Origin of the sequence: Bradyrhizobium uaiense (assembly GCF_010811875.1) — a bacterium.
GTDB lineage: Bacteria > Pseudomonadota > Alphaproteobacteria > Rhizobiales > Xanthobacteraceae > Bradyrhizobium > Bradyrhizobium uaiense.
The window spans coordinates 1-22,230 of record NZ_VKHP01000158.1 but is presented as its reverse complement, the minus strand read 5'-3'; the positions used below and the strand labels follow the sequence as shown (position 1 = coordinate 22,230).

General features: G+C 63.9%; 30 protein-coding genes and 1 pseudogene. 12 read left to right on the top strand and 19 right to left on the bottom strand.

What is annotated here, in order from left to right; all coding sequences use genetic code 11:
• Nucleotides 1–175: 175 nt before the first annotated feature.
• Together FNJ47_RS30400 and FNJ47_RS30395 are read right to left on the bottom strand one after the other, a co-directional pair.
• Nucleotides 176–562, bottom strand: coding sequence for a hypothetical protein (locus FNJ47_RS30400; RefSeq protein ID WP_163159642.1), 387 nt, complete (start codon nucleotides 560–562; stop codon nucleotides 176–178).
• Nucleotides 563–784: 222 nt separating this feature from the next.
• Nucleotides 785–982, bottom strand: a complete 198-nt coding sequence (locus tag FNJ47_RS30395) for a hypothetical protein (protein WP_163159641.1) — start codon at nucleotides 980–982, stop codon at nucleotides 785–787.
• Between the two features lie 232 nt (nucleotides 983–1,214).
• On the opposite strand from FNJ47_RS30395, the gene FNJ47_RS30390 reads away from it, so the two are divergent.
• Nucleotides 1,215–2,201, top strand: coding sequence for an AraC family transcriptional regulator (locus FNJ47_RS30390; RefSeq protein WP_163159640.1), 987 nt, complete (start codon nucleotides 1,215–1,217; stop codon nucleotides 2,199–2,201).
• A 162-nt stretch (nucleotides 2,202–2,363) separates the two neighbouring features.
• Here FNJ47_RS30390 and FNJ47_RS30385 read toward each other — a convergent pair.
• From FNJ47_RS30385 to FNJ47_RS30365, 5 genes and pseudogenes are all read right to left on the bottom strand, one after another.
• Nucleotides 2,364–2,564 (bottom strand): annotated as a pseudogene (locus FNJ47_RS30385) (DUF2312 domain-containing protein); the annotation flags it as partial.
• A gap of 122 nt (nucleotides 2,565–2,686) precedes the next feature.
• Nucleotides 2,687–3,394: a L,D-transpeptidase gene (locus tag FNJ47_RS30380; protein ID WP_163159638.1), complete on the bottom strand. Its 708-nt coding sequence runs from the start codon at nucleotides 3,392–3,394 to the stop codon at nucleotides 2,687–2,689.
• Between the two features lie 246 nt (nucleotides 3,395–3,640).
• Complete coding sequence (locus tag FNJ47_RS30375) at nucleotides 3,641–3,913, bottom strand: DUF2312 domain-containing protein (RefSeq protein ID WP_163159637.1); 273 nt, start codon at nucleotides 3,911–3,913, stop codon at nucleotides 3,641–3,643.
• A 469-nt stretch (nucleotides 3,914–4,382) separates the two neighbouring features.
• Entirely contained in the window at nucleotides 4,383–5,507 is a 1,125-nt protein-coding gene (locus FNJ47_RS30370) for a metallophosphoesterase (RefSeq protein ID WP_163159644.1), read from the bottom strand.
• A 68-nt stretch (nucleotides 5,508–5,575) separates the two neighbouring features.
• Complete coding sequence (locus FNJ47_RS30365; RefSeq protein WP_163159618.1) at nucleotides 5,576–5,764, bottom strand: hypothetical protein; 189 nt, start codon at nucleotides 5,762–5,764, stop codon at nucleotides 5,576–5,578.
• Between the two features lie 53 nt (nucleotides 5,765–5,817).
• Here FNJ47_RS30365 and FNJ47_RS30360 point away from each other — a divergent pair, with 53 nt between their 5' ends.
• Together FNJ47_RS30360 and FNJ47_RS30355 are read left to right on the top strand one after the other, a co-directional pair.
• Nucleotides 5,818–6,663 carry a hypothetical protein gene (locus tag FNJ47_RS30360; RefSeq protein WP_163159636.1) on the top strand — a complete coding sequence of 282 codons (846 nt, stop codon included), beginning with the start codon at nucleotides 5,818–5,820 and terminating at the stop codon, nucleotides 6,661–6,663.
• A 532-nt stretch (nucleotides 6,664–7,195) separates the two neighbouring features.
• Nucleotides 7,196–8,185, top strand: coding sequence for an MsnO8 family LLM class oxidoreductase (locus tag FNJ47_RS30355; protein WP_163159635.1), 990 nt, complete (start codon nucleotides 7,196–7,198; stop codon nucleotides 8,183–8,185).
• Between the two features lie 152 nt (nucleotides 8,186–8,337).
• On the opposite strand, the gene FNJ47_RS30350 is transcribed toward FNJ47_RS30355, so the two are convergent.
• From FNJ47_RS30350 to FNJ47_RS30325, 6 genes are all read right to left on the bottom strand, one after another.
• Nucleotides 8,338–8,688, bottom strand: a complete 351-nt coding sequence (locus tag FNJ47_RS30350; RefSeq protein WP_163159634.1) for a zinc ribbon domain-containing protein YjdM — start codon at nucleotides 8,686–8,688, stop codon at nucleotides 8,338–8,340.
• 120 nt (nucleotides 8,689–8,808) lie between these two features.
• Nucleotides 8,809–9,036 carry a putative quinol monooxygenase gene (locus FNJ47_RS30345; RefSeq protein ID WP_236000175.1) on the bottom strand — a complete coding sequence of 76 codons (228 nt, stop codon included), beginning with the start codon at nucleotides 9,034–9,036 and terminating at the stop codon, nucleotides 8,809–8,811.
• Between the two features lie 107 nt (nucleotides 9,037–9,143).
• On the bottom strand, nucleotides 9,144–10,427 hold the full coding sequence (locus FNJ47_RS30340) for a cystathionine gamma-synthase family protein (RefSeq protein WP_163159633.1): 1,284 nt from the start codon (nucleotides 10,425–10,427) through the stop codon (nucleotides 9,144–9,146).
• Nucleotides 10,428–10,613: 186 nt separating this feature from the next.
• Nucleotides 10,614–10,874 (bottom strand): PepSY domain-containing protein, encoded by a 261-nt coding sequence (locus FNJ47_RS30335; RefSeq protein ID WP_163159632.1) that lies wholly within the window; start codon nucleotides 10,872–10,874, stop codon nucleotides 10,614–10,616.
• Nucleotides 10,875–11,003: 129 nt separating this feature from the next.
• Nucleotides 11,004–11,744, bottom strand: a complete 741-nt coding sequence (locus tag FNJ47_RS30330) for an ROK family protein (protein ID WP_165445942.1) — start codon at nucleotides 11,742–11,744, stop codon at nucleotides 11,004–11,006.
• Nucleotides 11,745–12,189: 445 nt separating this feature from the next.
• A complete protein-coding gene (locus FNJ47_RS30325; protein ID WP_163159631.1) occupies nucleotides 12,190–13,128 on the bottom strand; it encodes a LysR family transcriptional regulator in 939 nt (312 codons plus the stop codon).
• A gap of 115 nt (nucleotides 13,129–13,243) precedes the next feature.
• On the opposite strand from FNJ47_RS30325, the gene FNJ47_RS30320 reads away from it, so the two are divergent.
• On the top strand, nucleotides 13,244–14,044 hold the full coding sequence (locus FNJ47_RS30320) for an alpha/beta fold hydrolase (RefSeq protein WP_163159630.1): 801 nt from the start codon (nucleotides 13,244–13,246) through the stop codon (nucleotides 14,042–14,044).
• Nucleotides 14,045–14,220: 176 nt separating this feature from the next.
• Here the strand turns inward: FNJ47_RS30320 and FNJ47_RS30315 are convergent, their stop codons facing one another.
• Together FNJ47_RS30315 and FNJ47_RS30310 are read right to left on the bottom strand one after the other, a co-directional pair.
• A complete protein-coding gene (locus tag FNJ47_RS30315) occupies nucleotides 14,221–14,916 on the bottom strand; it encodes an FMN-binding negative transcriptional regulator (protein WP_163159629.1) in 696 nt (231 codons plus the stop codon).
• An 85-nt stretch (nucleotides 14,917–15,001) separates the two neighbouring features.
• Nucleotides 15,002–15,244 (bottom strand): hypothetical protein, encoded by a 243-nt coding sequence (locus FNJ47_RS30310; RefSeq protein ID WP_163159628.1) that lies wholly within the window; start codon nucleotides 15,242–15,244, stop codon nucleotides 15,002–15,004.
• A 435-nt stretch (nucleotides 15,245–15,679) separates the two neighbouring features.
• Here FNJ47_RS30310 and FNJ47_RS49945 point away from each other — a divergent pair, with 435 nt between their 5' ends.
• The 7 genes from FNJ47_RS49945 to FNJ47_RS30285 all read left to right on the top strand — a co-directional run bounded on the left by FNJ47_RS49945 (nucleotide 15,680) and on the right by FNJ47_RS30285 (nucleotide 18,824).
• On the top strand, nucleotides 15,680–15,853 hold the full coding sequence (locus FNJ47_RS49945; RefSeq protein ID WP_165445941.1) for a hypothetical protein: 174 nt from the start codon (nucleotides 15,680–15,682) through the stop codon (nucleotides 15,851–15,853).
• A gap of 10 nt (nucleotides 15,854–15,863) precedes the next feature.
• Nucleotides 15,864–16,721 carry a pyridoxal kinase PdxY gene (pdxY, locus tag FNJ47_RS30305; RefSeq protein ID WP_163159627.1) on the top strand — a complete coding sequence of 286 codons (858 nt, stop codon included), beginning with the start codon at nucleotides 15,864–15,866 and terminating at the stop codon, nucleotides 16,719–16,721.
• Between the two features lie 17 nt (nucleotides 16,722–16,738).
• Complete coding sequence (locus FNJ47_RS30300) at nucleotides 16,739–17,365, top strand: LysE family translocator (protein WP_163159626.1); 627 nt, start codon at nucleotides 16,739–16,741, stop codon at nucleotides 17,363–17,365.
• Nucleotides 17,365–17,709 (top strand): tRNA-binding protein, encoded by a 345-nt coding sequence (locus FNJ47_RS30295; protein WP_163159625.1) that lies wholly within the window; start codon nucleotides 17,365–17,367, stop codon nucleotides 17,707–17,709. Before FNJ47_RS30300 ends, FNJ47_RS30295 begins: the two co-directional genes overlap by 1 nt.
• Nucleotides 17,710–17,848: 139 nt before the next feature.
• Nucleotides 17,849–18,079 (top strand): DUF6894 family protein, encoded by a 231-nt coding sequence (locus FNJ47_RS30290; protein ID WP_163159624.1) that lies wholly within the window; start codon nucleotides 17,849–17,851, stop codon nucleotides 18,077–18,079.
• A 9-nt stretch (nucleotides 18,080–18,088) separates the two neighbouring features.
• On the top strand, nucleotides 18,089–18,262 hold the full coding sequence (locus FNJ47_RS49940; RefSeq protein ID WP_165445940.1) for a hypothetical protein: 174 nt from the start codon (nucleotides 18,089–18,091) through the stop codon (nucleotides 18,260–18,262).
• A 325-nt stretch (nucleotides 18,263–18,587) separates the two neighbouring features.
• Complete coding sequence (locus FNJ47_RS30285) at nucleotides 18,588–18,824, top strand: hypothetical protein (RefSeq protein WP_163159623.1); 237 nt, start codon at nucleotides 18,588–18,590, stop codon at nucleotides 18,822–18,824.
• Between the two features lie 112 nt (nucleotides 18,825–18,936).
• Here FNJ47_RS30285 and FNJ47_RS30280 read toward each other — a convergent pair whose 3' ends face one another.
• On the bottom strand, nucleotides 18,937–19,458 hold the full coding sequence (locus tag FNJ47_RS30280; RefSeq protein WP_163159622.1) for a DUF1993 domain-containing protein: 522 nt from the start codon (nucleotides 19,456–19,458) through the stop codon (nucleotides 18,937–18,939).
• Between the two features lie 148 nt (nucleotides 19,459–19,606).
• Nucleotides 19,607–19,792 carry a hypothetical protein gene (locus FNJ47_RS30275; RefSeq protein WP_083742063.1) on the bottom strand — a complete coding sequence of 62 codons (186 nt, stop codon included), beginning with the start codon at nucleotides 19,790–19,792 and terminating at the stop codon, nucleotides 19,607–19,609.
• Nucleotides 19,793–19,973: 181 nt separating this feature from the next.
• On the opposite strand from FNJ47_RS30275, the gene FNJ47_RS30270 reads away from it, so the two are divergent.
• Complete coding sequence (locus FNJ47_RS30270; protein WP_163159621.1) at nucleotides 19,974–20,702, top strand: class I SAM-dependent methyltransferase; 729 nt, start codon at nucleotides 19,974–19,976, stop codon at nucleotides 20,700–20,702.
• Nucleotides 20,703–20,704: 2 nt separating this feature from the next.
• On the opposite strand, the gene FNJ47_RS30265 is transcribed toward FNJ47_RS30270, so the two are convergent.
• Both FNJ47_RS30265 and FNJ47_RS30260 read right to left on the bottom strand, forming a co-directional pair.
• The gene (locus tag FNJ47_RS30265) at nucleotides 20,705–20,911 is read right to left on the bottom strand and encodes a hypothetical protein (protein ID WP_163159620.1); all 207 of its coding nucleotides are present in this window, start codon (nucleotides 20,909–20,911) and stop codon (nucleotides 20,705–20,707) included.
• Between the two features lie 105 nt (nucleotides 20,912–21,016).
• A partial coding sequence (locus FNJ47_RS30260; protein ID WP_163159619.1) for a serine hydrolase domain-containing protein occupies nucleotides 21,017–22,230 on the bottom strand: 1,214 nt, incomplete at its 5' end.

Here is a 22,230-nt window from a genome sequence, read left to right as displayed (position 1 = left end):
CGTTCAAACACCATCAATCTGAGGGACGACCGCCTTAACCAGCAAGCCGCGAGCGAGCGCGCCACCACCAGCGCCGTAGCGAGTGAGCGGCTTGCTAGCAGCTCGCCGGCCCGTTATCCCATCTAACCCGCCCTACGCGGCGCCTGCACCTCCGTCTCCCGGTTACAAAAGCGCATCAATCAGCGCCCCGTCGCCCCTGTGTGCCGTGACGGAATACGACGACGGCGAACAGCGCAGCGCCTGCGAATACGATGATTGAGCCGACAACCACGAGAGGGTGGAGCATCGGTTCGGCAAGCAATTCAGCCGCGATTCCGATCGGGAATACGACGGCGCCGACAATCGCCGTCCAGGCCTGCACTTTTCCAAGCACGCTCGCGGCGGCGTCGGGGACCGCGTGATAGTAAAGACCGAACAGGAAGAGTGCGACGAAGCCGAGAAGATTGAGGTGGGCATGGGCCGGCGCCAGCGCGAAGTCGTGCGTGATGCCCATCGCCATTCCCATTGCCATACCGACCAGTGCCAGCACGGCGCTGGCGCGCATCAGAAGCGCAGAAATCATCTCGAAACTCCTTGGTGGTTGCGCCCGACGACCGTCTGGCAGTCGATACCGATGCGACCCGGCCTGGTGAATGTTTTGGTCCGGGCCTTCTAACTGCGTGCAGACAGCGCGGCTCGGGTAGCTCCGACCCACGGCCTGGACCCAAGCGACATCCGTCGATGCCGCCAGCCGGCATGCGTGCGAGCCGCGGGCGGCTGATCCCGGCGTCGCTCCCGCTTTCCATCATCTGGCTCGAAGCCTGGCCTCGGCCAGCGCCGTCAGGAAACCTAGAATGAGAACCGACGCGACGAGCTCGGGCTCGACGGCAAAGCCGAACACGACAATTGTTGCGGCAATCACCGCAGCGAGGCTCGCGATCGCAAGGCCTGCGCCTCTGATCAGATGAACGAGCGCGTACAGGGATGTGAGCATCTTCTGCATCAGTGCCCTGCCAGTTCGGAACCAGGCAGCGTCATCGGTTTGCGATCCTGTCACGGCGGCGGTCCGGCTCCCTCAGGTTCCGGTCGGCAGTGGTCATAGCGATGTCGGATGCGCACGGCTTGGACAGAGGCGACCACCACGTCGGACTATTGCGACATCACCCGAGGCTTCGAACCGATTGCGGATTGCGCACACATATCAGGGGTGATCTGCCGCAATTGGAGATTGATGGATGACCTCGACGCCATCGGCCTGCGACCCCATTCGATTCTCCACCTCCGATTGGGCCGAGCGGGATCGCTTTGCGATGTTACGGGAGCTCTGCGGACGCCAGATCATGAAGCTCGACCCGGCACCGCTGACCGACGGTCCATTTCATCTTGCAACGACGATGCGCGCGTTTCCGGGACTGGGAACCGGATCCTGGACGATCACCAACCTGCAAGTGACGCGAACGCGCCAACGCCTTGCTGACGGGGGCTCCGACGATCTCCTGATGCTGCTCGTCGGCAGCGGCGTTCAGATCGTGTCGCAGCGTGGCCGGGAGCGGACGCTGCGCGCCGGTGATGCTTGCCTGATGTCGATGGCCGAGACCGCCACGATGAGCTATCCCTCGCCGTCGCAGCTGACCAGCCTCCGGCTGCCGCGGCGGATGCTGGCACCGCTGGTCTCCAACCTTGATGACGCGGTGATGCGTCCCGTACCGCGCGACTTGGACGCGCTGCGGCTGCTCACCCGCTACACGGGGCTGAGCGGCGGTCTTGAACTCGCCACGCCGGAGCTGCGGCACACCGTCATCAACCATGTCTACGATCTGGTGGCGCTTGTGATCGGCACCAGCGGCGAAGCCGCGGCGCAGGCCAATGGCGGTGGGATCCGCGCGGCGCGGCTTGCGGCGATCAAGGCCGACATCATCCAAAATCTCGACCGCCACGATCTGACGATCGGCGTCATCGCCGCGCGTCAGCGCCTCACGCCACGCCACGCGCAGCGGTTACTCGAAGCCGAAGGCATCACCTTCTCCGAGTTCGTGCTCCGTCAGCGCCTGATCCGCGCCCATCGGTTGCTCGCCGATCCGCGCTTGCTCGACCGCAGCATCAGCACGGTCGCTTACGAGGTCGGATTCGGCGACCTGTCCTACTTCAACCGGACCTTCCGCAAGCTCTACGGCGCAACGCCATCCGATGTGCGCGCCGCGACGCGGCGAGAGCGCCGTTAGCGACGCAAAATGCCGGCGCGCCTTGGATGGTGGCAGCGCGCAGGGCGGACGGATATCCGAAGCCGGAATCCGCAGGGCTCCACGCGACCATCGCGGAACGTGCTCGCCCAGCGCTCCCTACTCGCCGCCTGACTATGGAAGCGCACAACGCCTCCGCAGGCCTCACGCCGCCTTCGCGGTCTTGCCTTCCGCCGGCGCCGTTTCCATCGCGCGCATGTAGAGATCGAGCAGGCTTTCACGCTCGTCGCGCTCGTCCTGGTCCTGCTTGCGCAGCTTGATGATCTCCTTGAGGATCTTGCCGTCGAAGCTTTCGCCCTTCGCCTCCGAGAAGACTTCCTTCTCCTGCTCGTTCAACTCCTGCATTCAAGCAAGCGTAGCCCGGAAGAGCGAAGCGACATCCGGGGCCGACACGCAGGTCCCAAAGATCAATCCCGCATATCGCTTTGCTCATGCGGGCTACTTGCTGGCAGTGCCTGCGCCGTTGCCTACGCCGGCAGCACGATCACCTTCGTTTTGACGGGCGTTCGCGAATAGAGGTCGATCATGTCCTGACTGAGGAGGCCGGTACAGCCGCTCGTAATGCCGTTCCCGATCGTTTCGGGGGCGCTGGTGCTATAGATCGTGTAAAGCGTGTACACGCCATTTTGGTAGAGGTAGAGCACGCGCGCGCCAAGTGGATTGTCGAGACCTCCCGGCATGCCGCGAGCATATTTGCCAGCCTCCGGCTGGCGCGCGATCATCTCCTTGGGCGGCGTCCAGGTCGGCCATTCCGCTTTGCGCCCGACATAAGCCTCCCCGCTCCACCGGAACCCGTCGCGGCCGACATTGGCGCCATAGCGGGTCGCGTTTCCCTCGCCTTCGATGCGATAGACATAGTATTTGCCGGGATCGACAATGATCGTCCCGGGCGCCTCATCGCTGTCATACTTCACCGTCTTGCGAAAATATCTCGGATCGACCTTGCTGACGTCGACCGCGGGGATCGGGAATTTCTCGTCGGGCACCGGCCCGTAGAGTTTCGCCGCCTCGGCCATACTCATGTAGTCGGATGCGCAACCGGCCAGGCTCAGTGCGGCGAGACCGGCAGCAGAGCCGGCCAGAAACGCCCGGCGGTTGAGAAAGCGCGACCGAGGTCCGGGCAGAGTTCCCTCGCCCATTGCACCGGCGTCGGCAATTCCGAGGTCCGTGATCATGGTTTCGGATTTTCCCTTGTCCCGTTGTGCGGCCGGAGCAGACTTTGGCATACAGGGGAGGAGATAAGAAAACGTTCTTCGTCATTGTCTGGGTTGACCAACAGACGGTCTTGTGAACCGCCCCGAGAACAATGCAAGAACTTCGGCGGGTTATGCTTCCGCCTTCGCTCAATGAGCTACGGCGGACAAGTCGCTAACCCGCCCTACTTTGCCGTCTGCTTGTGGAAGCATCCCGCTTCCCAAACCTCACGCCGCCTTCGCGGTCTTGTCGTCTGCCGGCGCGGTTTCCATCGCGCGCATGTAGAGATCGAGCAAGCTCTCACGCTCGTCGCGCTCGTCCTGGTCCTGCTTGCGCAGCTTGATGATCTCCTTGAGGATCTTCACGTCGAAGCCGTCGCCCTTCGCCTCCGAAAAAACCTCCTTCTTCTGCTCGCTCAACTCCTGGATCTCGGTGTCAAGATTCTCGATCCGCTCGACGAAGGAACGAATTTTTCCGCCGGGAATGGTGATGTCAGACATGGTGCCTCCTGCTGAATGAGGTCGTGAAAATGCGAGCAAAGAGATGACCAATGTCTTAAGCACGCGCGATTGGTGTGGCGTGTTCATGGCTTCAATCATACATTGCTCACCCCTTTCGCGGGTGATGGCACCGCGCTGTTTGATATCTGGAATTGCGATCCATCCCCGTCGTCGTCCCGGCGCAGGCCGGGACCCATAACCACCGATGCTGCCTGTTACGTAACGCCGGAACGACGAGTCCCTTCAGCAACATCCGCCGCGGCGTATGGGTCCCGGCCTGCGCCGGGACGACGCGCGGGAAGAGCTGTGGATTCACTCCGGTGTCATCGCCCGCACATCGAGCCGGGCGATGACACCGACGTTGCTGTCTGACAGGTGAGTCAGGCCGATCCGTCATCCCAGCGAGCATCGCACCACACAGCGAAGGTTGTGACGACTCGCACGCATCATCGCATCCGAAACAGATCGCTCAGGCATTATCCGCCACGCGCAACGTGATCCGCGTCAATTCGGAGGGGCGACCGAGCCGCAAGGCAAAACCCGGCCATAGCGCGGTGCCGTTGTTGACGTAGAGCGTCATGCCGTCGACGTCGTAGCGGCCCGAGACGAAGCCGGCATTGGCGGGCGCGGCCAGGCGGTCGATCCCGAGGATCAATCCGCCATGGGTGTGTCCGGAGAGTTGCAGGGCGACGCCGAGCGCGGCTGCGTTTCGTGCGTCGCTCGGCTGGTGGTCGAGCAGGACGATGGGCGCACCTTTGGGGGCGCCGTCGAGAACCGCGGCAAGATCGCGGACCGGATGCGCCCTGCGGCGCGAGGCGCGGTCGGTAATCCCTGCGATCACGAGGCGGCCGCCGCCGCGTTCGAGCACGATGTGCCGGTTCTCGAGCGAGCGCAGGCCGAGCGCTGCGTAGTGCGCCATCCAGGCGTCATAGCCGAAGATATATTCGTGATTGCCTGATATCACGTAGACGCCGTCGGCGGCGATCAGGTCGCCCAACGGCGCGATGTCGTTGCGCCGCGCATCGATGGTGCCGTCGATCAGATCGCCGGTGATCGCGATCAGGTCCACATCGAGCTTGTTCGATCGCGCGACGACCTCGCGCGCCCATGACGCGGGAAACAGCCGGCTGATGTGAAGATCGGTCAGTTGCAGGATGGTGTAGCCGTCGAACTGACGCGGAAGTCCGCGGATGGCGATTTCGACATCGTTCAATGGCGGAATACGCATTGCCTGATGGACGCCGATCGCGGCGGCTGCGGCCGCCAGCGCGGCAATGGCGTAGCGGACGCCGTCGGGCGCGCCGACGATGCCGCCATGGATCGTTGCTGCGACGATCAGCCCGGCATCGAGCGCCAGTTGCAGCAGCGCCAGCAGCATGAGCGCACCGAACGCCCAGTTGAACAGGGCGACCACCGGCCGCGGAAACTCCGGCGAGAATTCCGATCCCGACGACAGCCTGTTCCAGCGATGAAATTGCAAGGCGACCAGCACCAGCACCGCTACGACGATCTTGGCCGGGAGCGGCCAGTCGAGCGGCCAGATAAAGCGGGCCAGGATCAGGAGACTGGTCAGGCCGAAGATGAGTTGGGGAATGGGTTCGCTCCGGATCGGATCGGTGGGGCTGCGCTGTCGGCGCTCAGCGAAGGTAGGGTGGATCGGCCTCAGGCGTAAGCCGCCATCGTCAGCACATTTTCGGCATGTCGCCTTTCGCTGAAGCGTCCTGCGCGCGCAGCTTTGCCGCGGAGCAAGGCTGACACCGCTGCAGCAAGGCCGAGGGCTATGTTGACGCTTTGCTGGGGGTCTCCAGGCACCTCCCCCATAACGCCCCCTTCGGAAATAAACTTGAACATTGCTCATTTTCCTGATCTATTATTGAACATTGTTCATTTTGTTGGAGCCGGCGATGCAAACGATCTTCCGGATGGACGGATTGACCGGGTCCGATCGGCCGGTGAAACCGTGGATGAAGTACGCCCCGGCGATCATCACGATCGGGATCATCGTGCTGTTCGCGCTGCATGGGCGCATTGCGCAGCCGGCCAACTACAATGATTTCGCCGACCACTCGGCCCTGTCAGGCATTCCCCACGCCGCCGACGTGTTGTCCAACTTGGGCTTCGCGCTGGTCGCAAACTGGGGCTGGCTCACCCTCCGCCCCCGGCGCAACAGCGATCAACTCCGCGCCGGATGGCCCGGCTATCGCCTGTTCCTGATCGGCCTGTTCCTCACCGCGTTCGGCTCCGCCTACTTTCACCTCGCCCCCGGCAATGGCCGCCTGACCTGGGACATGCTGCCGATCGCGCTGGCCGGCGCGGGCTTGCTCATCGGCGTTCGCGGCGACACCCAGCCGGGATCGAAGGCCAACATCGAAGCGATCGCCCTTGCGCTTTTCGCCGCAGCCAGCGTCGCGTGGTGGGTTTACACCGACAGGCACGGCGCGGGCGACCTGCGGCCGTATTTGTTGCTACAGGTGCTGCCGCTGATCCTGATCCCGCTCTGGCAGTCGATCTATCGCGCCCCGCGCACCGACCGCATCGCCTTCGCCATCGCGATGGCGCTGTACGTCGTAGCCAAGGTCAGTGAGGTGCTCGACCATCAGATCGCCAACACGCTCGGCTTCGTCAGCGGACACACCCTGAAGCATCTGCTCGCAACGGCAGCCACGGCCGCAATCGTCTGGGGGCTGACGCGGCGATTCGCCGGCGGCGGGCACTCAGACAATTTCGGAATAATGGAAAAATACCGCTGAGTTGCCCGACGCGTCAAGTCGCTTTTTCCGAGTCTCAGCGGCGCCCGGCTACTGTGCATGGGGTTGTTTTCGATATTTTGAGACGTGAGCTTTGCTTCGTCGCTTTGGCGCATAGCAAGTGTAGGCGGACCAGCCAAATCCGTAGTCCGCCACTCCGCGCCGGGATCGGCCGGTTCGGCTTCGCCAAAGCCAATCCCGTCATCCTGAGGTGCGAGCCTTGCGGCGCAATAGCGCCGCTGGGCGAGCCTCGAAGGATGCACGGCCACCAGCCGGGCCGTCGACCCTTCGAGACGCCGCTACGCGGCTCCTCCAGCGACAAAGGCGAAGCCTTTGCGCGGGGGTGACGGTGATAGAGCTGCCCGGCAGAGCTGGGCACAGCTTTGCTGGTCGATTGCGTTCCCGCGGGCGGCGGATTGACCCACACGGCCGCCGTATCCATATGCATCTGCATGAACCGGCCGCCCGCCGTTTCGCACCCACCTGGACACAGCCAAATACCATCGGCTCCCGTCCCTAACGCTCCGGAGCCGCCGTGGCCGCCCTCTCCATTCTCGATCTCGTCCGCGTCACCGAGGAAACCGACGCGCGCGGCGCGCTCTACAATGCGCGCGATGTCGCCGTGCATGCCGAGGCGCTGGGCTATCGCCGCATCTGGGTGGCGGAGCACCACAACATGGCCGGCATCGCCAGTGCTGCGACGTCGGTCGTGATCGGGCATATCGCGGCCGGCACCAAGACCATCCGCGTCGGTGCCGGCGGCATCATGCTGCCGAACCACGCGCCCTACGTGATTGCCGAGCAGTTCGGCACGCTGGCGCGGCTGTTTCCGGACCGGATCGACCTCGGGCTCGGCCGCGCGCCGGGCACCGATCAGCTGACGCTGCGCGCGCTGCGCCGCACGCCGGAATCCGCCGAGAATTTTCCGCAGGACGTGCTCGAGGTGCAGGCCTTCCTGGCGGCCGCCGGTCCGAACCAGCGCATCCAGGCGGTGCCGGCCGCGGGCACCGACGTGCCGCTGTGGATTCTCGGATCGAGCAATTTCGGCGCGATGCTGGCCGGCGAGCTCGGCCTGCCCTACGCCTTCGCCTCGCACTTCGCCCCTGAGCTGTTGAACCAGGCGCTGCAGATCTATCGCGCGCGCTTCAAGCCGTCGGAGCAGCTCGACCGCCCCTACACCATGGTCGGCGTCAACATCATCGCTGCCGACACCGACGACGAAGCGCGGCGCCTTGCGACCACGCAGCAGATGTCGTTCACCAACATCTTCCGCGGCGCGCGCGGCCTCAGCCAGCCGCCGATCGACGACATCGAGAGCTACTGGTCGCCGTCGGAGAAGGTCCAGGCGATGCGGATGCTGGAGCGCTCCATCGTCGGCTCGCCCGAGACGGTGCGTGCCGGCATCGATGCGCTGGTCGCCGAGACCGGCGCCGACGAGCTGATGATCGTGTCCGACGTCTACGATCACCAGAAGCGGCTGCGCTCGTTCGAGCTGATCGCCAAGGCAGGCGGGATCGCGCCGTAGACTTCGCCCATACCGAGATCTTCACGCCGCCGACCGCTGCCGATCGTTTCGCGCGGCACGCCTGGCATCGGCGCGCGCCATCGTTCAGCCCGTGGAACGCTCCGTCCGACTTTCTGGCCGGCGCGCTCAAGGCTCAGGTCTAGCTGCGCGAGCTAGGCCTTCTTCACGAACTCCGACTTCAGGTTCATGGCGCCGATCCCGTCGATCTTGCACGCGATGTTGTGTCCGTCGCTTGCCTCGGTGAGACGGATGTTCCTCACCTTGGTGCCGCCCTTGACGACAGATGACGAGCCCTTGACCTTGAGATCCTTGATCACGATGACGCTGTCGCCGTCGGTCAGCGGGTTGCCATGCGCATCACGCACGCCCGCGTCCTGCGAGGTCTCGGCAGCTGCAGCGGCCTCGGCGCTCCACTCATGGGCGCATTCCGGGCAGACCCAGAAAGCGCCGTCCTGATAGGCATGCTCGGAATTGCATTTCGGGCAGTTCATTGCAGCGTCCATTGGTCGATATCGTCTCCGCCATCACCGGCGCACCGTAGGGGCGCGTGCGGGCAATGCAAGAGAAAACCCGCTGCGTGGGGCAGCGGCGAGCGCGTGCGCTAGCCTGCCCTGCTCGCAATCTCATTCGCATAGACCAGCGTCACATCGCCATCGAGGATCGGCTTCGCAACATCGAAGAACCGCGCCACCGCCGGCGAACACGCAGGGATCGGAGGCGTCCTGCGACACGTGATAGCCGACGGTGGACGGCTCGGTGGCCCGCACATGCGCGACGACATCAAGCAATGCCTGGCGCATCGTGGACTCATGGCCGTCCTTCGCCCGGACGACCGCCGTGATCGTCAACATGCCCCCCTCCAGAAAAATCTGCAGGGCGGATCAGCCGAAAGCGTAATCCGCCGTCGTTCCAGCCATTCGGCGGGTTACGCCTGCGCTCACCCGCCCTATGCGACCCTTCACACCCTGCTCAACGCCTGCGCGATGTCGGCGACGAGATCGGACGGATGCTCGATGCCGATCGAGAGCCGGATCGTCGTGTCGAGCACACCGATCTTCTTTCTGATCTCGGCGGGCACGCCGGAATGCGTCATCGTCGCGGGCAGGCTCGCGAGCGATTCGGTGCCGCCCAGGCTCACCGCAAGCTTGAAGATTTGCAGCGCGTTGAGGAATTTCTCCGCGGCCTCCTGCCCGCCGACGATGTCGAACGAGAAGGTCGAGCCGGCGCCGCTGCTCTGGCTTGCGAACACGCGCCCCGCCGGCGATGCCGCGTCGTGATGGCCGAGATAATGCACCTGCGCCACCTTGGGATGGTCGCGCAGATAGTCGGCGACGATCAACGCATTGCGGTCGGCCTTTTCCATGCGCAGGCTGAGCGTTTCCAGCGAACGGCTGATCATCCAGCAGGAATGCGGATCGAGCTGGGTGCCGATCGCGCCGCGCAGCGCCTTGACGTCCTTCATCAGCTTCTTCGAGCCGAGCGCCGCGCCCGCGATCAGGTCGGAATGACCGCCGACATATTTGGTCAGCGAGTACAGCGACAGATCGGCGCCGTGCTCGATCGGGCGTTGAAACACCGGCCCGAGCAGCGTGTTGTCGCAGGCGATGATCGGGGTGAAGCCCTGCGCCTTGCCGATCATGTCGGCGATGCGCCTGACAAGCGCGATGTCGACCAGGCCGTTGGTCGGATTGGCCGGCGTCTCGATGAAGATCATCGCGACGCGGCCCTTCTGCATCGCCTCGTCGGCGGCGGCCTTGACGACGCGCTCGTCGAGGCCGTCGGCAAAGCCCACCGCCTGAATTGAAAACGCCGCCAGCGTCCTGTTGAACAGCGTCTCCGTGCCGCCATAGAGCGGCTGCGAATGCAGGATCACGTCGCCGGGCCGCGCGAACGCGAACACCGTGGTCGAGATCGCCGACATGCCGGACGAGAACAGCGCGCAGCTCTCGGTGCGCTCATAGATCGCAAGCCGGTCCTCGACGATCTCGCTGTTCGGGTGATTGAAGCGCGAATAGACCAGCCCCGCCCCCATCCCTTCCGGAGGCTCGCGGCGGCCCGCGACGAAATCGAAAAAGTCCTTGCCGTCCTCGGCGGTGCGGAACACGAAGGTCGAGGTCAGGAACACCGGCGGCTTGACCGCGCCCTCCGACAGCTGCGGATCGTAGCCGTAGTTCAGCATCTGGGTTTCCGGATGCAGCAGATGGTTGCCGATGTGGGTCTTGGATGGAAACGGTTTTGTCATGGCCGGTCTCCTTTCGCAGGCCCGCCGCGTCGGCGGCGATTCCCGGAATGATGAGACCGAGCATACCCCAGCTTTATGCCATTCTGCCAAAGCACGGCATCGGGCAGTTCTGGATAATTTACGGCCGGCGTGCGCCCTGCGCCGCGCCGGCCGTACATCAAATCTCACGCAGCGGTGAAGACGCAGCTACCAGCTGCGATCCACATTCCGCACCTCACCGGTTCGCGCATCGACATCGACCTGCATCCAGCGGCCGAGCCGGTCACGTCCCTCGACCTCCCACTCGTCGCCGAGGAACTTGGTGTTGGACACCGTCACGATGCCGAGATTGGTTGCGACGTCGAGGGCTGCCTCCATCGAGATCTGGCTGCCGGAATCATAGGCCATCGCAGGCGTCGCAGCGCCAATGGCCAGGGCCGCGATGGCGGGAATAATGAAGCTTCGCATCGGTCACTCCTCATGGAACGGATGTTATGCCGGATGAAACGAGCGGCGCAGGCGATCAGTTCCAGGAACAGCTACGACGGAACAGCACGAAACTTCGGCAGTCGCGGCAATTTGGTGGCAGTTGCGATTTCATCGACGCGCGCTCGCGTGACGCGATCCTTTCTTCCACATCCGGAAGCCGCCCTCGAACGCGTTGGCGTTGTCGCCGAACCGCACTTTTGGTGGCGGATTGTCGACCTTCTCGGCGTTGCCGCCGCCGAGCACGACGTAGTCGGGCTCAAGCGCGGCAGACAGCCGCGCGATGACGTCCTCGACGCTCTTGCGCCATTTCTTCAGGCCGCGCCGCTCGAGCCCCGCGGCGCCGACATAGTCCTCGAAGGTCTCGCCCTTGCGGTATGGCAAATGGCCGAGCTCCATCGGTTCGAAAACGCCCTCCACGATCATCGCCGAGCCGAGCCCGGTACCAAGGCCGAGAAACAGCATCCGCCCGCCCTGATAGCTGCCGATCGCCTGCATCAGCGCATCGTTGACGACCTTGACCGGCCGGCCGAACGCGCTGTGAAAATCGAAGCCGGCCCAGCCGCGACCAAGGTTATGTGGCTCGGTCAGCGGACGGTTGTGAACGACAGGTCCGGGATAGCCGATCGAGATCACATCATAGGACCAGTCCTTGGTCAGCGCCTTGACCTGCCGCACCATCTCGGTGGCGGACAGACCTGGACCTGACTCGAATTCGCGTTTGATGCGGTCCTTGTCGGTCATGACCTTCACATGCGTGCCGCCGATGTCGATCGCAAGCACGATCCGGCGCGAGGCAGTCTTTACGGCTTTCTTGGTCCTGGCTGCTGTCCTGCTGGTCTTCCTGGCCATCAATCCGTTCTCTCCTGCGCATCGAGTGGAGCAGAGAAACGCATCGCGCGCCACAGCCCGTTCCGCATCCGACTCCATTTTGTTCACGAAGAACGAATCGGAGTCGAGAAAATCAGCGAAGCTCAAGCCTTAACAAGGCGTGTGCATCGGCCACACCGAAACAGCCAATGTTGTACCGAGATGGGATTATTACTCTCGGCGCGGAATATCGCGCGGCACTTCACGCGCACTGCGTTCAGTTACGTCATTGATCAAGCGATCAGCTGCACCACAGCCACGTTCCCGATCCGACTCCATTTTGTTCGCGAAGAACGAATCGGAATCGAAAAATCTGCGCGAAGCGATTCTTAACAACACGTTCCGCCGCATCGGTAACGACGCACTTTGTATGCGGCTTAGCCCAGGCACGATCCGCCATCTCCGCGACCTAGTCACGCGGCGCGTGTCATCGTCCGCGCTTTGCGCGGACACGTTGACTACCCCGCCCTGCGCGCGAGGCAAGCCGCCAGCCCTCGAGGTGAAGCCAAAGCGCTTCTGCGACCCGTCCGTGCGAATGTCCGCGATGGCGGATTGCCGACAGATTCTCCTCGCGGCCCGGAAAATTCGGTCCGACAATGCTGATCAGCCGGCCGTCCCGGAGTTCATCCGCAATCAGCCACGACGGCAGATGGCCCCAGGCGAGACGATGCACGATCAGCTCCTTCTTCATCACCTGGTCCGGCACGGTACATTGATGGGCTCCTTCGATCAGGAAGAAGCTTTCCGACGACGACCGCCGCGCCGTGTCGCGGATCACGCATTGCGTGAACGGACGCATCTGCTCCGGCGTAACTTTCTTCGTCCATACAAACGGCAAAAACCCGGGAGCGACAACCGGCACCATGGCCGTGGTCGAGAGCTTGATCTGCTCGATGCGAGGATCCGACGGGTCCGCGCGATGAAACACCAGGTCCGCATCTCCCTCGGTCAAGCGCTCGAGCGGTCCCCCGACAGCCTCGTATTCCAGATGCAGGCGCGTCCTGGGATATTTGGCAAAGAACCCCGAGAGCATTTGCAGAACCGGCGGCCGTGGGCACAGGTCGCCGATGACGACACGCAGGACGACCTCCTCTCCGCTGGCCAGTTGATCGGCATAGGTCTGCAAGAGATCAAACTCGCGCAGCGTCACCTGCGCCCGTGCGTGAAACGTCCGCCCCGCGTCCGTCAGCTCAACGCGATACCCGCTGCGATCGAACAGCGTGAGGCCGAGCTGCTGCTCAAGCCGGGCAACCGCAGCAAACACCGACGGATGCGACCGGTTCAGCGCAGTGCCGGCGGCCTGAAAGCTTCGCTTCGTCGCGACCGCGTCGAAGCAGCGCAGATCGTGGAGCTTGATATGATCCATTGTCCATAAAACCGACAGAGACTGCTCGATCTTAGTAATTTCTCTTCCGGAGGGCGAGTCCTAGCCTGGCGCAATGCGAAGCCGGCGGCTTCCACCAGCAGAAGGGATTGACGAGATGAGCGGCGATCAGCACTTCACGACCGGGGACGGTTGCCGGATTAGGTACCGTCTCGACGGCCCCGATGACCGGCCGGTGCTTGTGCTCTCGAACTCGATCGCCACCAATTTGCACATGTGGGACCGTTCGGCGCCGGCCTTCACCCGATGCTTTCGCCTGCTGAGATACGACACCCGTGGTCACGGCGATTCAGAGGCGCCCGTGGGCGCCTATTCGCTGGACCGGCTGGGCCGCGATGTGGTCGAACTGCTCGATGTCCTCAACATCGATCGGGCGCACTTCCTCGGTCTGTCGCTTGGCGGGTTCGTCGGGCAGTGGCTCGGCATCTTCGCGCCCGAGCGCATCGATCGCCTGATCCTCTCGAACACCTCGTCGTATCTTGCGTCCGAGCTGCCGTTCGACGACCAGATCCGCGCCGTCCTGACAGCGAGGGACATGGACGCAATCGCAGACGGCTTCATGCGCAACTGGTTTCCCGCGACGATGCTGGCGGCGCCGAAGGAAATTGTCGACGAATTCCGCACCATGGTGCTCACCACCCCGCCGCGCGGCCTCGCCGGATGTTACGCCGCGCTCCGCGATGTCGATCTTCGCCGCGCCATCTCGCTGATTGCGGCACCGACGCTCGTCATCGGCGGCGAGAGCGACACCGTCACGCGGGCCAGTCACAGCGAGGCGATCGCCGCAGCAATCGCCAATGCAAAACTCGCCCTGCTGCCCGGCGTTCACATCCTCAATGTCGAGCAGATGGATCGATTCAACGAGGAAGTCGCGAGCTTCCTGCATGCCGCGCCCTGATTATGTTCCCCATCCGACTCCATTTTGTTCGCAAAGAACGAATCGGAATCGAGCAAATCAGCACGGAGCGAATCTTAACAACACGTTTGCGATCTCGATGCGGGTGCACCTTGTAGGGCGGATTGGCGCAAGCGTAATTCGCCATCGGTCCGCAACACGTGAGCGGCGGGTTACGCTTAGCCTGTCATCGGGCCGCCCTTCGGGCGGACCCGTTGGCTAACCCGCCCTCCGCGATCAGTCTCGTATTCAAGCTCCGGCCGCAGCGCGCGCATCTTCCCGGCAAGCCTATGGCTTGCCGTCTCCTCCGCGTGTGCGAGGCGGTTGACGAGCGCGACATAGTCGGCATCGCTCTTGTGCTGATTGAGTTTCGACTGGCCCTCGATCTCGTCGACGACGATATCGATCACCCTGATCCCCGCCAGCATCTGTTCGCGCTTGCCCGGCTCCATCTGTGCGAGGTCCCAGGGCTGCTTCGGCAGCCGCGCCTCGGAGACTGCAAGCAGCGCATCGCCGTGGCCGCGGTTCTCCTCGTGATCGCGCAGGCACGCGACGCCGGACAGATGCACCGCCTCGTAGAGCCAGGTCGAGACGTTATCGCGTGAGACGTACCAGTCGTTCGAGATATAGGCGTCGTCGCCGGAGACAATCAGCAGGAAGCGCCTGACGCCGTCGGCGAGCTCGACCAGCGGGTTCCGGGCGGTGAGATGGATTTGCACGATCACGCGGTCGTCGCGCCGCGTGATCACGAACGGCACATGCGATGCCCGCGGGCCGCGCGCATCGGCGGCGACGATGGCGCCGAAGCCGCGCGCCGCCGCAAAGACCAGCGCGCAGTCTTGCTCGATGCGAAACTGGGGACGGAGGATGTGCATGGCGGCGGCGCTCGCAGCTGGAGGGAGACGACCCAGCGAGGCTAGCGCAACTTTCGCCGGAGATCACCGCCATGCACCGTCCGGCTCAGCAGATCATGGCATTGTCACCATGATCGCAGACGCCGCCGGGCTGGTCCCGCGGCAGCGCCTCGGACTCGCCGAAGCGTAAGGCCGGCGCCCGGAGCGCTGCACCGCTCCAGTGGTTGGCGCCGGGGTGACCCTTCACGAAGGCGTATGGCCCGGCCGGCGGGACCTCGCGCGCCATGGCCGACGTCGTCAGCATGGCGAGCGCGACCAGGCCCGCAGCGACGTGCTTAATCCCGATCATCGAGCTTCTCCTGTCGGATTCAACAGGATGGGGCTGTCTCGCCCGCCTGCTGAAGCATTTTCGCTGCTACCATGACGAATGGCGGTGCCCGATTATTCCGGGACGACGAGGCGAATTCGCGTGTCCCACGGCTCGGTTCGACACATTCGATTGATCGGCGCGTGACCGGCTTCCGGAAAGTTGCGTCCGCCCCCATGGTCGTCATCGCCCAATCCCTTTCACAACCAGAGCCGGTGGTTATGGGGTCCTGGCTTTCGCCAGGGCGACGATTGTGGAGATCGCGGGCTCGAACCAGGGAGACCGCGACGCGACCGTCTCGCAGCACCACGCCAACGGGTGCTGCGCATCCGTAGAGGCTCGTTCCGCCGTTGAACTGACCGCAACTGGCGGGTTACGCTGTCTCAATTCTCACGCCCTCCCGCTGGAAGGATCACCATGAACGGCAATCGATATTATGGCGTCCGCGTCGAGGGCGCGAAATACGGCGTGGGGTTCGGCTCGGCACTGGCGATTGCGATCTCCTACACCAAGGACCATTCGATCCTGTGGGCGATCATCCACGGTATCCTGGGCTGGCTGTACGTCATCTACGCGGCACTGTTCGGTTGATGCGGACAACATGACCGTCATCTCGATCCAGTCCCAGGTCGCCTGGGGCCATGTCGGCAACAGCGCCGCGACCTTTCCGATCCAGCTGCACGGCATCGACGTCGTCGCCGTTCCGACCACGCTGCTCAGCAACCGTCCGGGCTATCCGACGATCCGCGGCCGGGTGCTCGACGTGCAGCTCGTCGCCGACCTGCTGCGCGGGGTCGAGGAGCGTGGCGCGGTCGAGGCCGCGCGGATGATCCTGTCGGGCTATCTCGGCTCAGCCGACATCGCCATGGATGTCGCCGACTTCGTCGCCCGTGCCAAGGCACAAAACCCGGCCCTGCTTTATTGCTGCGATCCCGTGCTCGGCGACCGCGACCGCGGCATGTTCGTGCGATCGGACATTCCGCCACTGGTGCGCGACCAGCTCTGTGCGCTGGCCGACATCGTCACGCCCAACCATTTCGAGTTCGAATTCCTCTGCGGCGCGCGCGTGACGACAATCGATGACGTGGTTGCGCAGGCACGCGCGCTGATGGCGCGGGGACCAGCGACCATCGTCGTGACCAGCGCCGAGCTTGCCGGCACGCCCCGCAGTGAGATCGAGACGCTGGCGATCGAGCATACGGGAGCCTGGAGAGTGCGCACCCCGCGCGTGCCGATCAGCCCGTCCGGCACCGGCGACCTGTTCGCCGCGCTGTTCGTCGCCGCCCGTGTCCGCGGCCTCGCGACGCCGGACGCGCTCAGCCATGCGGCATCAGGCATCCACGGCGTGCTGGAGCGCACCGCACAGAGAGGAACCGAGGAGATGCGGATTGTCGAAAGTGCCGACGTGATGCTCGATCCGAAGCCGCGCTTCGCGGCGGTCGCCGTCCCCGCATCCTGACATCCGGAACCCACGACATGATCGACCTCACCACCCTCCTCACCTATGCCGCCGTCGTGCTCGGCCTGTTCCTGATCCCGGGGCCAGCCGTGCTGCTCGTGCTGGCGCGTTCGGTCACCGGCGGCGCGCGCGTCGGCGTTGCGACCGGGCTCGGCATCGCGCTGGGCGATCTCGTCCATACCGCGATGGCGACGTTCGGCCTGTCGGCCGTGCTGATGACCTCGGCGCTCGCGTTCTCGATCGTCAAATATGCCGGCGTGATCTACCTGATCGTGCTCGGTGTCCGCGCGCTGTTCGAGAAGAACGACGACTTGCATTTGCCGGCATCGCAGCCGGTCAATCCGCGCCGCGCGTTCCGGCAGGCGATCTGGGCGGAAATGCTCAATCCGAAGACCGCGCTGTTCTTCCTCGCCTTCCTGCCGCAGTTCGTCCATCCCGGCCACGGCTCGGCCGTCGCGCAGTTCGCGACGCTCGGCCTGATCTTCGTCGTGATGAGCGCGGCCTATACTTCGCTGCTCGCGCTCGCCGCCGGCCGGATCAGCCCATGGATCAGGCGGCATCGCCGCATCGGGCAGTGGCAGGGCCGCGTGGTCGGCACGATCTATATCGCGCTCGGCATCCGCCTCGCGTTCCAGGAGCGCTGATGTCTCCACTGAAGCCCCAAGCCACCTATGACGACTTCGCTCGCCTCGACATCCGGATCGGCAAGGTGGTCGAGGTGCAACCGTTTCCGCGCGCCCGCAATCCCTCCTACAAGGTCGGCGTCGATGTCGGCGCCGAGCGGATCATGTGGTCGAGCGCCCAGATCACGAATTACGAGCCGGCGGCGCTGGTCGGCTCGCTGGTGGTGTGCGTCTGCAATCTGGGTGCGAAGAACATCGCCGGTTTCACCTCGGAACTCCTGATCCTCGGCGCCACGGACGCCTGTGGCCGGGTGATCGTGCTCGGCCCGCGCAGCGAGGTGGCGATCGGCGAGCCGATCTTCTGAGGTCACAGAGATCACGGCCGCGTGATTCAAATCGTCTGGAATCCCCGTAGTTTACCGATGGGGGATCACCCGGATTCTCGGTGCCCGCGCGCGCTGCTATTCCAATGCGCGAGAATCGCTTCGGCATGGGAATCGGAAGATGTCTGCAGTTTTCTTTCATTGCTCCGACGACAAGCACGTCATCCTGGATCGCACCGGCGTCGCAATGGACCTCGCGGAGGCGCGCCTTTATGCGGAGCAACTTGCACGCAGCTTTGTCATGACACCGAGTGTGGAAGACTGGCGCAACTGGGCGGTCCACGTCACCGACGATATCGGAACGGAAATCTTCGAGCTGCCGTTCACCGCCATCCTCGGCGAGCTGCACTGAGGGCGTGCCATGAGTGCGATGGAACTTGCCCTGCAGCCCCTGCGCCGCCGCTTCGCCCGCCTCGTCACGCGCTGCGTCACGCTGATCGATGGCGTCATGAACCCCTATCGCCCTGAGCTGTACTACATGCGCGGGCCGGGTCCGAAGTGCCACGCCAGGCGGCAAGCCGCCTTGCGCGACTAGCTTCAGGGCGTCAGCGACGAGAAAAGGCCGGCGGGCGTTACGCCACCGGCCTTCTCCTGCAGCTGCCGGTTCCCGGAGTCCGGTTCCGCTGCAATTTCCACTGGGCTCTAGCTTGCGACGACAATTTTAATCAAATCTTAACGGCATGGCGGTGAGCTGGATCGCAGGACTCCTTCGCCGTGCCGCGCGTGCTCAATCGCTTATCTTGCGTCATGCGCTGCACATCGTTTTTGCGCCAATCGCTGGTTGATTGTGCGTGATGCATCTTAGGGAAAGCTCGACTCAGTGTTACCCTGTGATGCAAACCGAAACGGAGAACTTCGGAATGCCGTACTACACCTTCGATCTCGTGGTGGGGGACGAGTTCCGCAATCAAGGAACGATCATCCTCGAAGACATCAGCGTCGCCTCCGATCGCGCCGATCAGCTCGCCAACGAGCTGTCGCAGGTCAAGCCGGAGTTGAAGGCGCGCGGCTGCGCCGTGCGCGTCACCGACATTGACCGGCACGAGCTGTACCGGACACCGCTCGATCCCGTGCCGCGTTGGCGCAGGACGGGCTAGCGCCGGCAGGAACTGGGTTCAGCTGATCGCGCTTGTCGGCGCGCGGTGCTGATCTTGCTGCGCATGGCGGCAGCTAGCGCCGCCCTGTAAGACCAGCCCGCGTGCGACCAGATCACTTCTTCAGATTCAATCGGCCGATGAAGTCGCGCTTGCCGAGCGGCGCGCCCTTGTGGCGCAGGATGTCGTAGGCTGTAGTCGAGTGGAAGAAGAAGTTCGGCAGCGAGAACGACATCAGGAATCCTTCGGCCGTGAACGGCATCGAGCGGTCACCGACCTTGAACATCACTTCGCGCCCGAGCAACGCATTGACCGCATCCGGCGTCAGGGCCGACAATTCGCTCTGCGCGTCCTTCACCAGCGCCTGCAGCGCGGCGTAGTCCAGATCGGGCTTGCCGGACGGTGGGACGAATACGCCGTTCTTCGCGGCTTCCATCGCGCCGCGGGAATGGTGCGCGAGCGAGACGACCTGGAAGCGGAACGGCAACATGTCGGGAAACAACCGGGTTTCGACGATCTCGGCCGGATCGATACCGCTCTCCTTGAAATGGGCGAGGCTCTTGTCGAGAAAGCCTGAGGTGGCGCCGAGGATCTGCAGATAGTTGGCAACGGTGGCGTCGTAGAGTGAAAAGGTCATGGCGAATTCCCCCATATAGAATTTGTCTGTTGCTTGCCGGCGCAGAGTTCCCGGAATTTCAGGAGAAGGCAAGCAGCACCCGGGGGCGCAAGGCGAATGGTCCGGCGCGCAGCGCCGGATCATTCTGTGAGGCATCGTCGCTTCCGCGTCAGCTCTGATGCGGTCCGCGCATCATCTTCAGGGCGTCCTCGATATGGCGCCAGTCGCGGGCGTCTTCGGTCTCGCCCTTGCTCTCGCAGGCCACGGCGTTCTGCGCGGCTTGCGCGATCGCCTCGGGGCCGTGCTTCAGCAACATCTGCCGCGCGATGGTGTGGATCTGCATCTCGGCTATCATGGCGCTCTCCTCGGCTAACTGACGCCGCAGGGACGGGCGTTCGGCGCATCCCGCGGCGCTGACATCAGAAACCGCTGAATGCCGCGTCTGGTTCCCGCGCGCGATGCAATCAGCGGTTCCCACGCGCCGCGGCGGCGGATACAGAGGGGGCGACCTCCGGACCTTCTCGAGTTGCCGTGCCATGGCGCAGAACATCTATGACGATCCCGGCTTCTTCGCCGGCTACAGCCAGCTGCCGCGGCAGGTCCGCGGCCTGCTCGGCGCGCCGGAATGGCCGGCGATCCGCGCCATGCTGCCTGATATGGCCGGCAAGCGCGTGGTCGATCTCGGCTGCGGCTTCGGCTGGGTGTCACGCTGGATGCGCGAGCAAGGCGCGTCCGACGTGCTCGGCATCGACCTCTCACAGAACATGATCGCGCGCGCCACTGCCATGACGCAGGATCCGGCCATCACCTACGAGATCGCCGACCTCGAGACGCTGGAGCTGCCGAAGGCCACGTTCGATCTCGCCTACAGCGCCCTCACCTTCCACTACATCAGGGATTTCGATCGGCTGGCGCGCATGCTCTATCGTACGCTCGTCGCGGACGGGCATCTGGTCTTCACCATCGAGCATCCGATCTACATGGCGGCCACCCATCCGGATTGGGGACGCGACCAGGACGGCCGCAAGACCTGGCCGGTCAACCGCTACTTCATCGAAGGCGAGCGCCGGACGGATTGGTACGTCAAGGGCGTGCTGAAATATCACCGCACCGTAGGCACCACGCTCAATGCGCTGATCGGCGCCGGCTTCACGCTGCGCCATGTCGAGGAATTTTCCCCGACACGGGAACAGATCAAGGCGATGCCCGAACTCGCCGACGAACTCGAGCGTCCGATGATGCTGCTGGTGTCAGCGCAGCGCTAACATCACGCCGCGAGCAGCTTCTCGAACTCCTCGGGCGGGTATGATTTTCCGTCCTTGTCGGTGATCACCACCTGCCATCCCTCGCTGGCCCAGACCCTGGCCTTGGCGATGATGATGAAGGTGCTGTCCCGCTCGATCCTGACCGTTTCGTTCTCGCGTTCTGCGATCATCTTGTAGGCCAACGCTTGTCCCTCGCCGACGTCATCCATCCGACGGCTTGTTGGCAGCGGCTTTGGGCCGCAATTCGCTGGGAGTGTGACAATTTGGTGGAAGCCCCGCTGCAAGATGCGGCAGAGCGCAATTTGCGGTCGCGGCTACGCCAGCCTGCCTATCAAAGTCGGCATATCCAGCGACGACGAGTTGACATTGACGCTGCGCGCGAATCGCAGCTGCGGTCCCTCGAAGGTGCAGGTCACGGTATCGCGGAACGCCGATTCGACGAAGGTCCAGGTCATCACGAAGGTGCGCAGGTCGCGCCAGGTGCCGCTCGCGACCACCCGCATCATTTCGGGCTGGTACTCATGATGCAGCTTGTTGCCGGTCATCGTCGTGGTGCCCTCGCGCGGCGCGTCGAGACCGACCTCGATCTTGTGCGTACCCCTGCCGTCCTCGAGCGAGAAGGTGCAGGTCTTGTCGGCGAAGCTGAGACCGACCGATTTGATCGCATCGGCATTCTCCGGCATCTGCCAGGTCTTGCCGGAAATCTGCGCCGCGACCGGCGACGATGCCGGCACCAACGGCGGCAGCAGCTGCAAGGCCGCGGTGCGCGCCTTCAGCTTCTCGGCATCGGCATCGTTCTTCGCCACTGTGCCTGCGAACATCGCGGGGAAATGCCGGAACACCAGTTTGTTGAAACCGGTGCGTTGCGGAATGCCGGCAGTGATCGCGAGCACGGCGTTGTGCTTGGGGAAGACGAAGCTGAGCTGGTCGAACAGCCCGTCGGCGTAGAACGTCTCGGGGCCGATCCACCATTGATAGCCATAGGTGTCCTTGACATGCGGCTGCTGCACCGCCGCCACCCAGTCGGCGGGCAGCACCTGCTTGCCGTTCCACATACCGTTCTGGGCGTACAGGACGCCGAGCTTGAGGCAATCGACCGTCTTCCAGCTCAGCCCGTTGGCGCCCGGCGAGATGCCCTCGGGCCCAACCGGCCATTCGTAGCCCGAGATTCCAAGAGGATCGAACAGCCGCGGCTTCAGATAGTCGGCCACAGTCTCGCCGGTCGTCTTGGTGACGATTGCGGACAACAGGTAAGTCGCAGCCGAGGTGTAGACCCATTTCGTGCCCGGCTGATAGACGACGGGAATCTTGAAGAACTCGGCGACCCAGCTGGTCTTGATCGGCCGCCACGCCGATCCCGAGGTCATCGACGCGTGGCCGGTGCGCATGGTCAGGAGATCCTCGACCGTCATCGCCGCGAGCTTGTCGTCGACATCAGGCGGCAGCTTGTCCTTGAAGAACGAGACCGCCTTGTCGTGCAGGCCGAAGCGCTTGTCGGCCATCGCGAGCCCGACCGCGCTGACGGTGA

Bases quoted from the DNA above. Each gene is read 5' to 3' on its own strand.
- FNJ47_RS30395 (WP_163159641.1), bottom strand. From the start codon at position 982: ATGCAGAAGATGCTCACATCCCTGTACGCGCTCGTTCATCTGATCAGA.
- FNJ47_RS30360 (WP_163159636.1), top strand. From the start codon at position 5,818: ATGCAAACGATCTTCCGGATGGACGGATTGACCGGGTCCGATCGGCCG.
- FNJ47_RS30400 (WP_163159642.1), bottom strand. From the start codon at position 562: ATGATTTCTGCGCTTCTGATGCGCGCCAGCGCCGTGCTGGCACTGGTC.
- FNJ47_RS30290 (WP_163159624.1), top strand. From the start codon at position 17,849: ATGTCTGCAGTTTTCTTTCATTGCTCCGACGACAAGCACGTCATCCTG.
- FNJ47_RS30340 (WP_163159633.1), bottom strand. From the start codon at position 10,427: ATGACAAAACCGTTTCCATCCAAGACCCACATCGGCAACCATCTGCTG.
- FNJ47_RS30365 (WP_163159618.1), bottom strand. From the start codon at position 5,764: ATGTTCAAGTTTATTTCCGAAGGGGGCGTTATGGGGGAGGTGCCTGGA.
- FNJ47_RS30280 (WP_163159622.1), bottom strand. From the start codon at position 19,458: ATGACCTTTTCACTCTACGACGCCACCGTTGCCAACTATCTGCAGATC.
- FNJ47_RS30310 (WP_163159628.1), bottom strand. From the start codon at position 15,244: ATGATCGGGATTAAGCACGTCGCTGCGGGCCTGGTCGCGCTCGCCATG.
- FNJ47_RS30320 (WP_163159630.1), top strand. From the start codon at position 13,244: ATGAGCGGCGATCAGCACTTCACGACCGGGGACGGTTGCCGGATTAGG.
- FNJ47_RS30285 (WP_163159623.1), top strand. From the start codon at position 18,588: ATGCCGTACTACACCTTCGATCTCGTGGTGGGGGACGAGTTCCGCAAT.
- FNJ47_RS30300 (WP_163159626.1), top strand. From the start codon at position 16,739: ATGATCGACCTCACCACCCTCCTCACCTATGCCGCCGTCGTGCTCGGC.
- FNJ47_RS30350 (WP_163159634.1), bottom strand. From the start codon at position 8,688: ATGGACGCTGCAATGAACTGCCCGAAATGCAATTCCGAGCATGCCTAT.
- FNJ47_RS30295 (WP_163159625.1), top strand. From the start codon at position 17,365: ATGTCTCCACTGAAGCCCCAAGCCACCTATGACGACTTCGCTCGCCTC.
- FNJ47_RS30270 (WP_163159621.1), top strand. From the start codon at position 19,974: ATGGCGCAGAACATCTATGACGATCCCGGCTTCTTCGCCGGCTACAGC.
- FNJ47_RS30375 (WP_163159637.1), bottom strand. From the start codon at position 3,913: ATGTCTGACATCACCATTCCCGGCGGAAAAATTCGTTCCTTCGTCGAG.
- pdxY (WP_163159627.1), top strand. From the start codon at position 15,864: ATGACCGTCATCTCGATCCAGTCCCAGGTCGCCTGGGGCCATGTCGGC.
- FNJ47_RS30315 (WP_163159629.1), bottom strand. From the start codon at position 14,916: ATGCACATCCTCCGTCCCCAGTTTCGCATCGAGCAAGACTGCGCGCTG.
- FNJ47_RS30265 (WP_163159620.1), bottom strand. From the start codon at position 20,911: ATGGATGACGTCGGCGAGGGACAAGCGTTGGCCTACAAGATGATCGCA.
- FNJ47_RS30330 (WP_165445942.1), bottom strand. From the start codon at position 11,744: ATGGCCAGGAAGACCAGCAGGACAGCAGCCAGGACCAAGAAAGCCGTA.
- FNJ47_RS30345 (WP_236000175.1), bottom strand. From the start codon at position 9,036: ATGTTGACGATCACGGCGGTCGTCCGGGCGAAGGACGGCCATGAGTCC.
- FNJ47_RS49945 (WP_165445941.1), top strand. From the start codon at position 15,680: ATGAACGGCAATCGATATTATGGCGTCCGCGTCGAGGGCGCGAAATAC.
- FNJ47_RS30380 (WP_163159638.1), bottom strand. From the start codon at position 3,394: ATGATCACGGACCTCGGAATTGCCGACGCCGGTGCAATGGGCGAGGGA.
- FNJ47_RS30390 (WP_163159640.1), top strand. From the start codon at position 1,215: ATGACCTCGACGCCATCGGCCTGCGACCCCATTCGATTCTCCACCTCC.
- FNJ47_RS30275 (WP_083742063.1), bottom strand. From the start codon at position 19,792: ATGATAGCCGAGATGCAGATCCACACCATCGCGCGGCAGATGTTGCTG.
- FNJ47_RS30325 (WP_163159631.1), bottom strand. From the start codon at position 13,128: ATGGATCATATCAAGCTCCACGATCTGCGCTGCTTCGACGCGGTCGCG.
- FNJ47_RS49940 (WP_165445940.1), top strand. From the start codon at position 18,089: ATGAGTGCGATGGAACTTGCCCTGCAGCCCCTGCGCCGCCGCTTCGCC.
- FNJ47_RS30335 (WP_163159632.1), bottom strand. From the start codon at position 10,874: ATGCGAAGCTTCATTATTCCCGCCATCGCGGCCCTGGCCATTGGCGCT.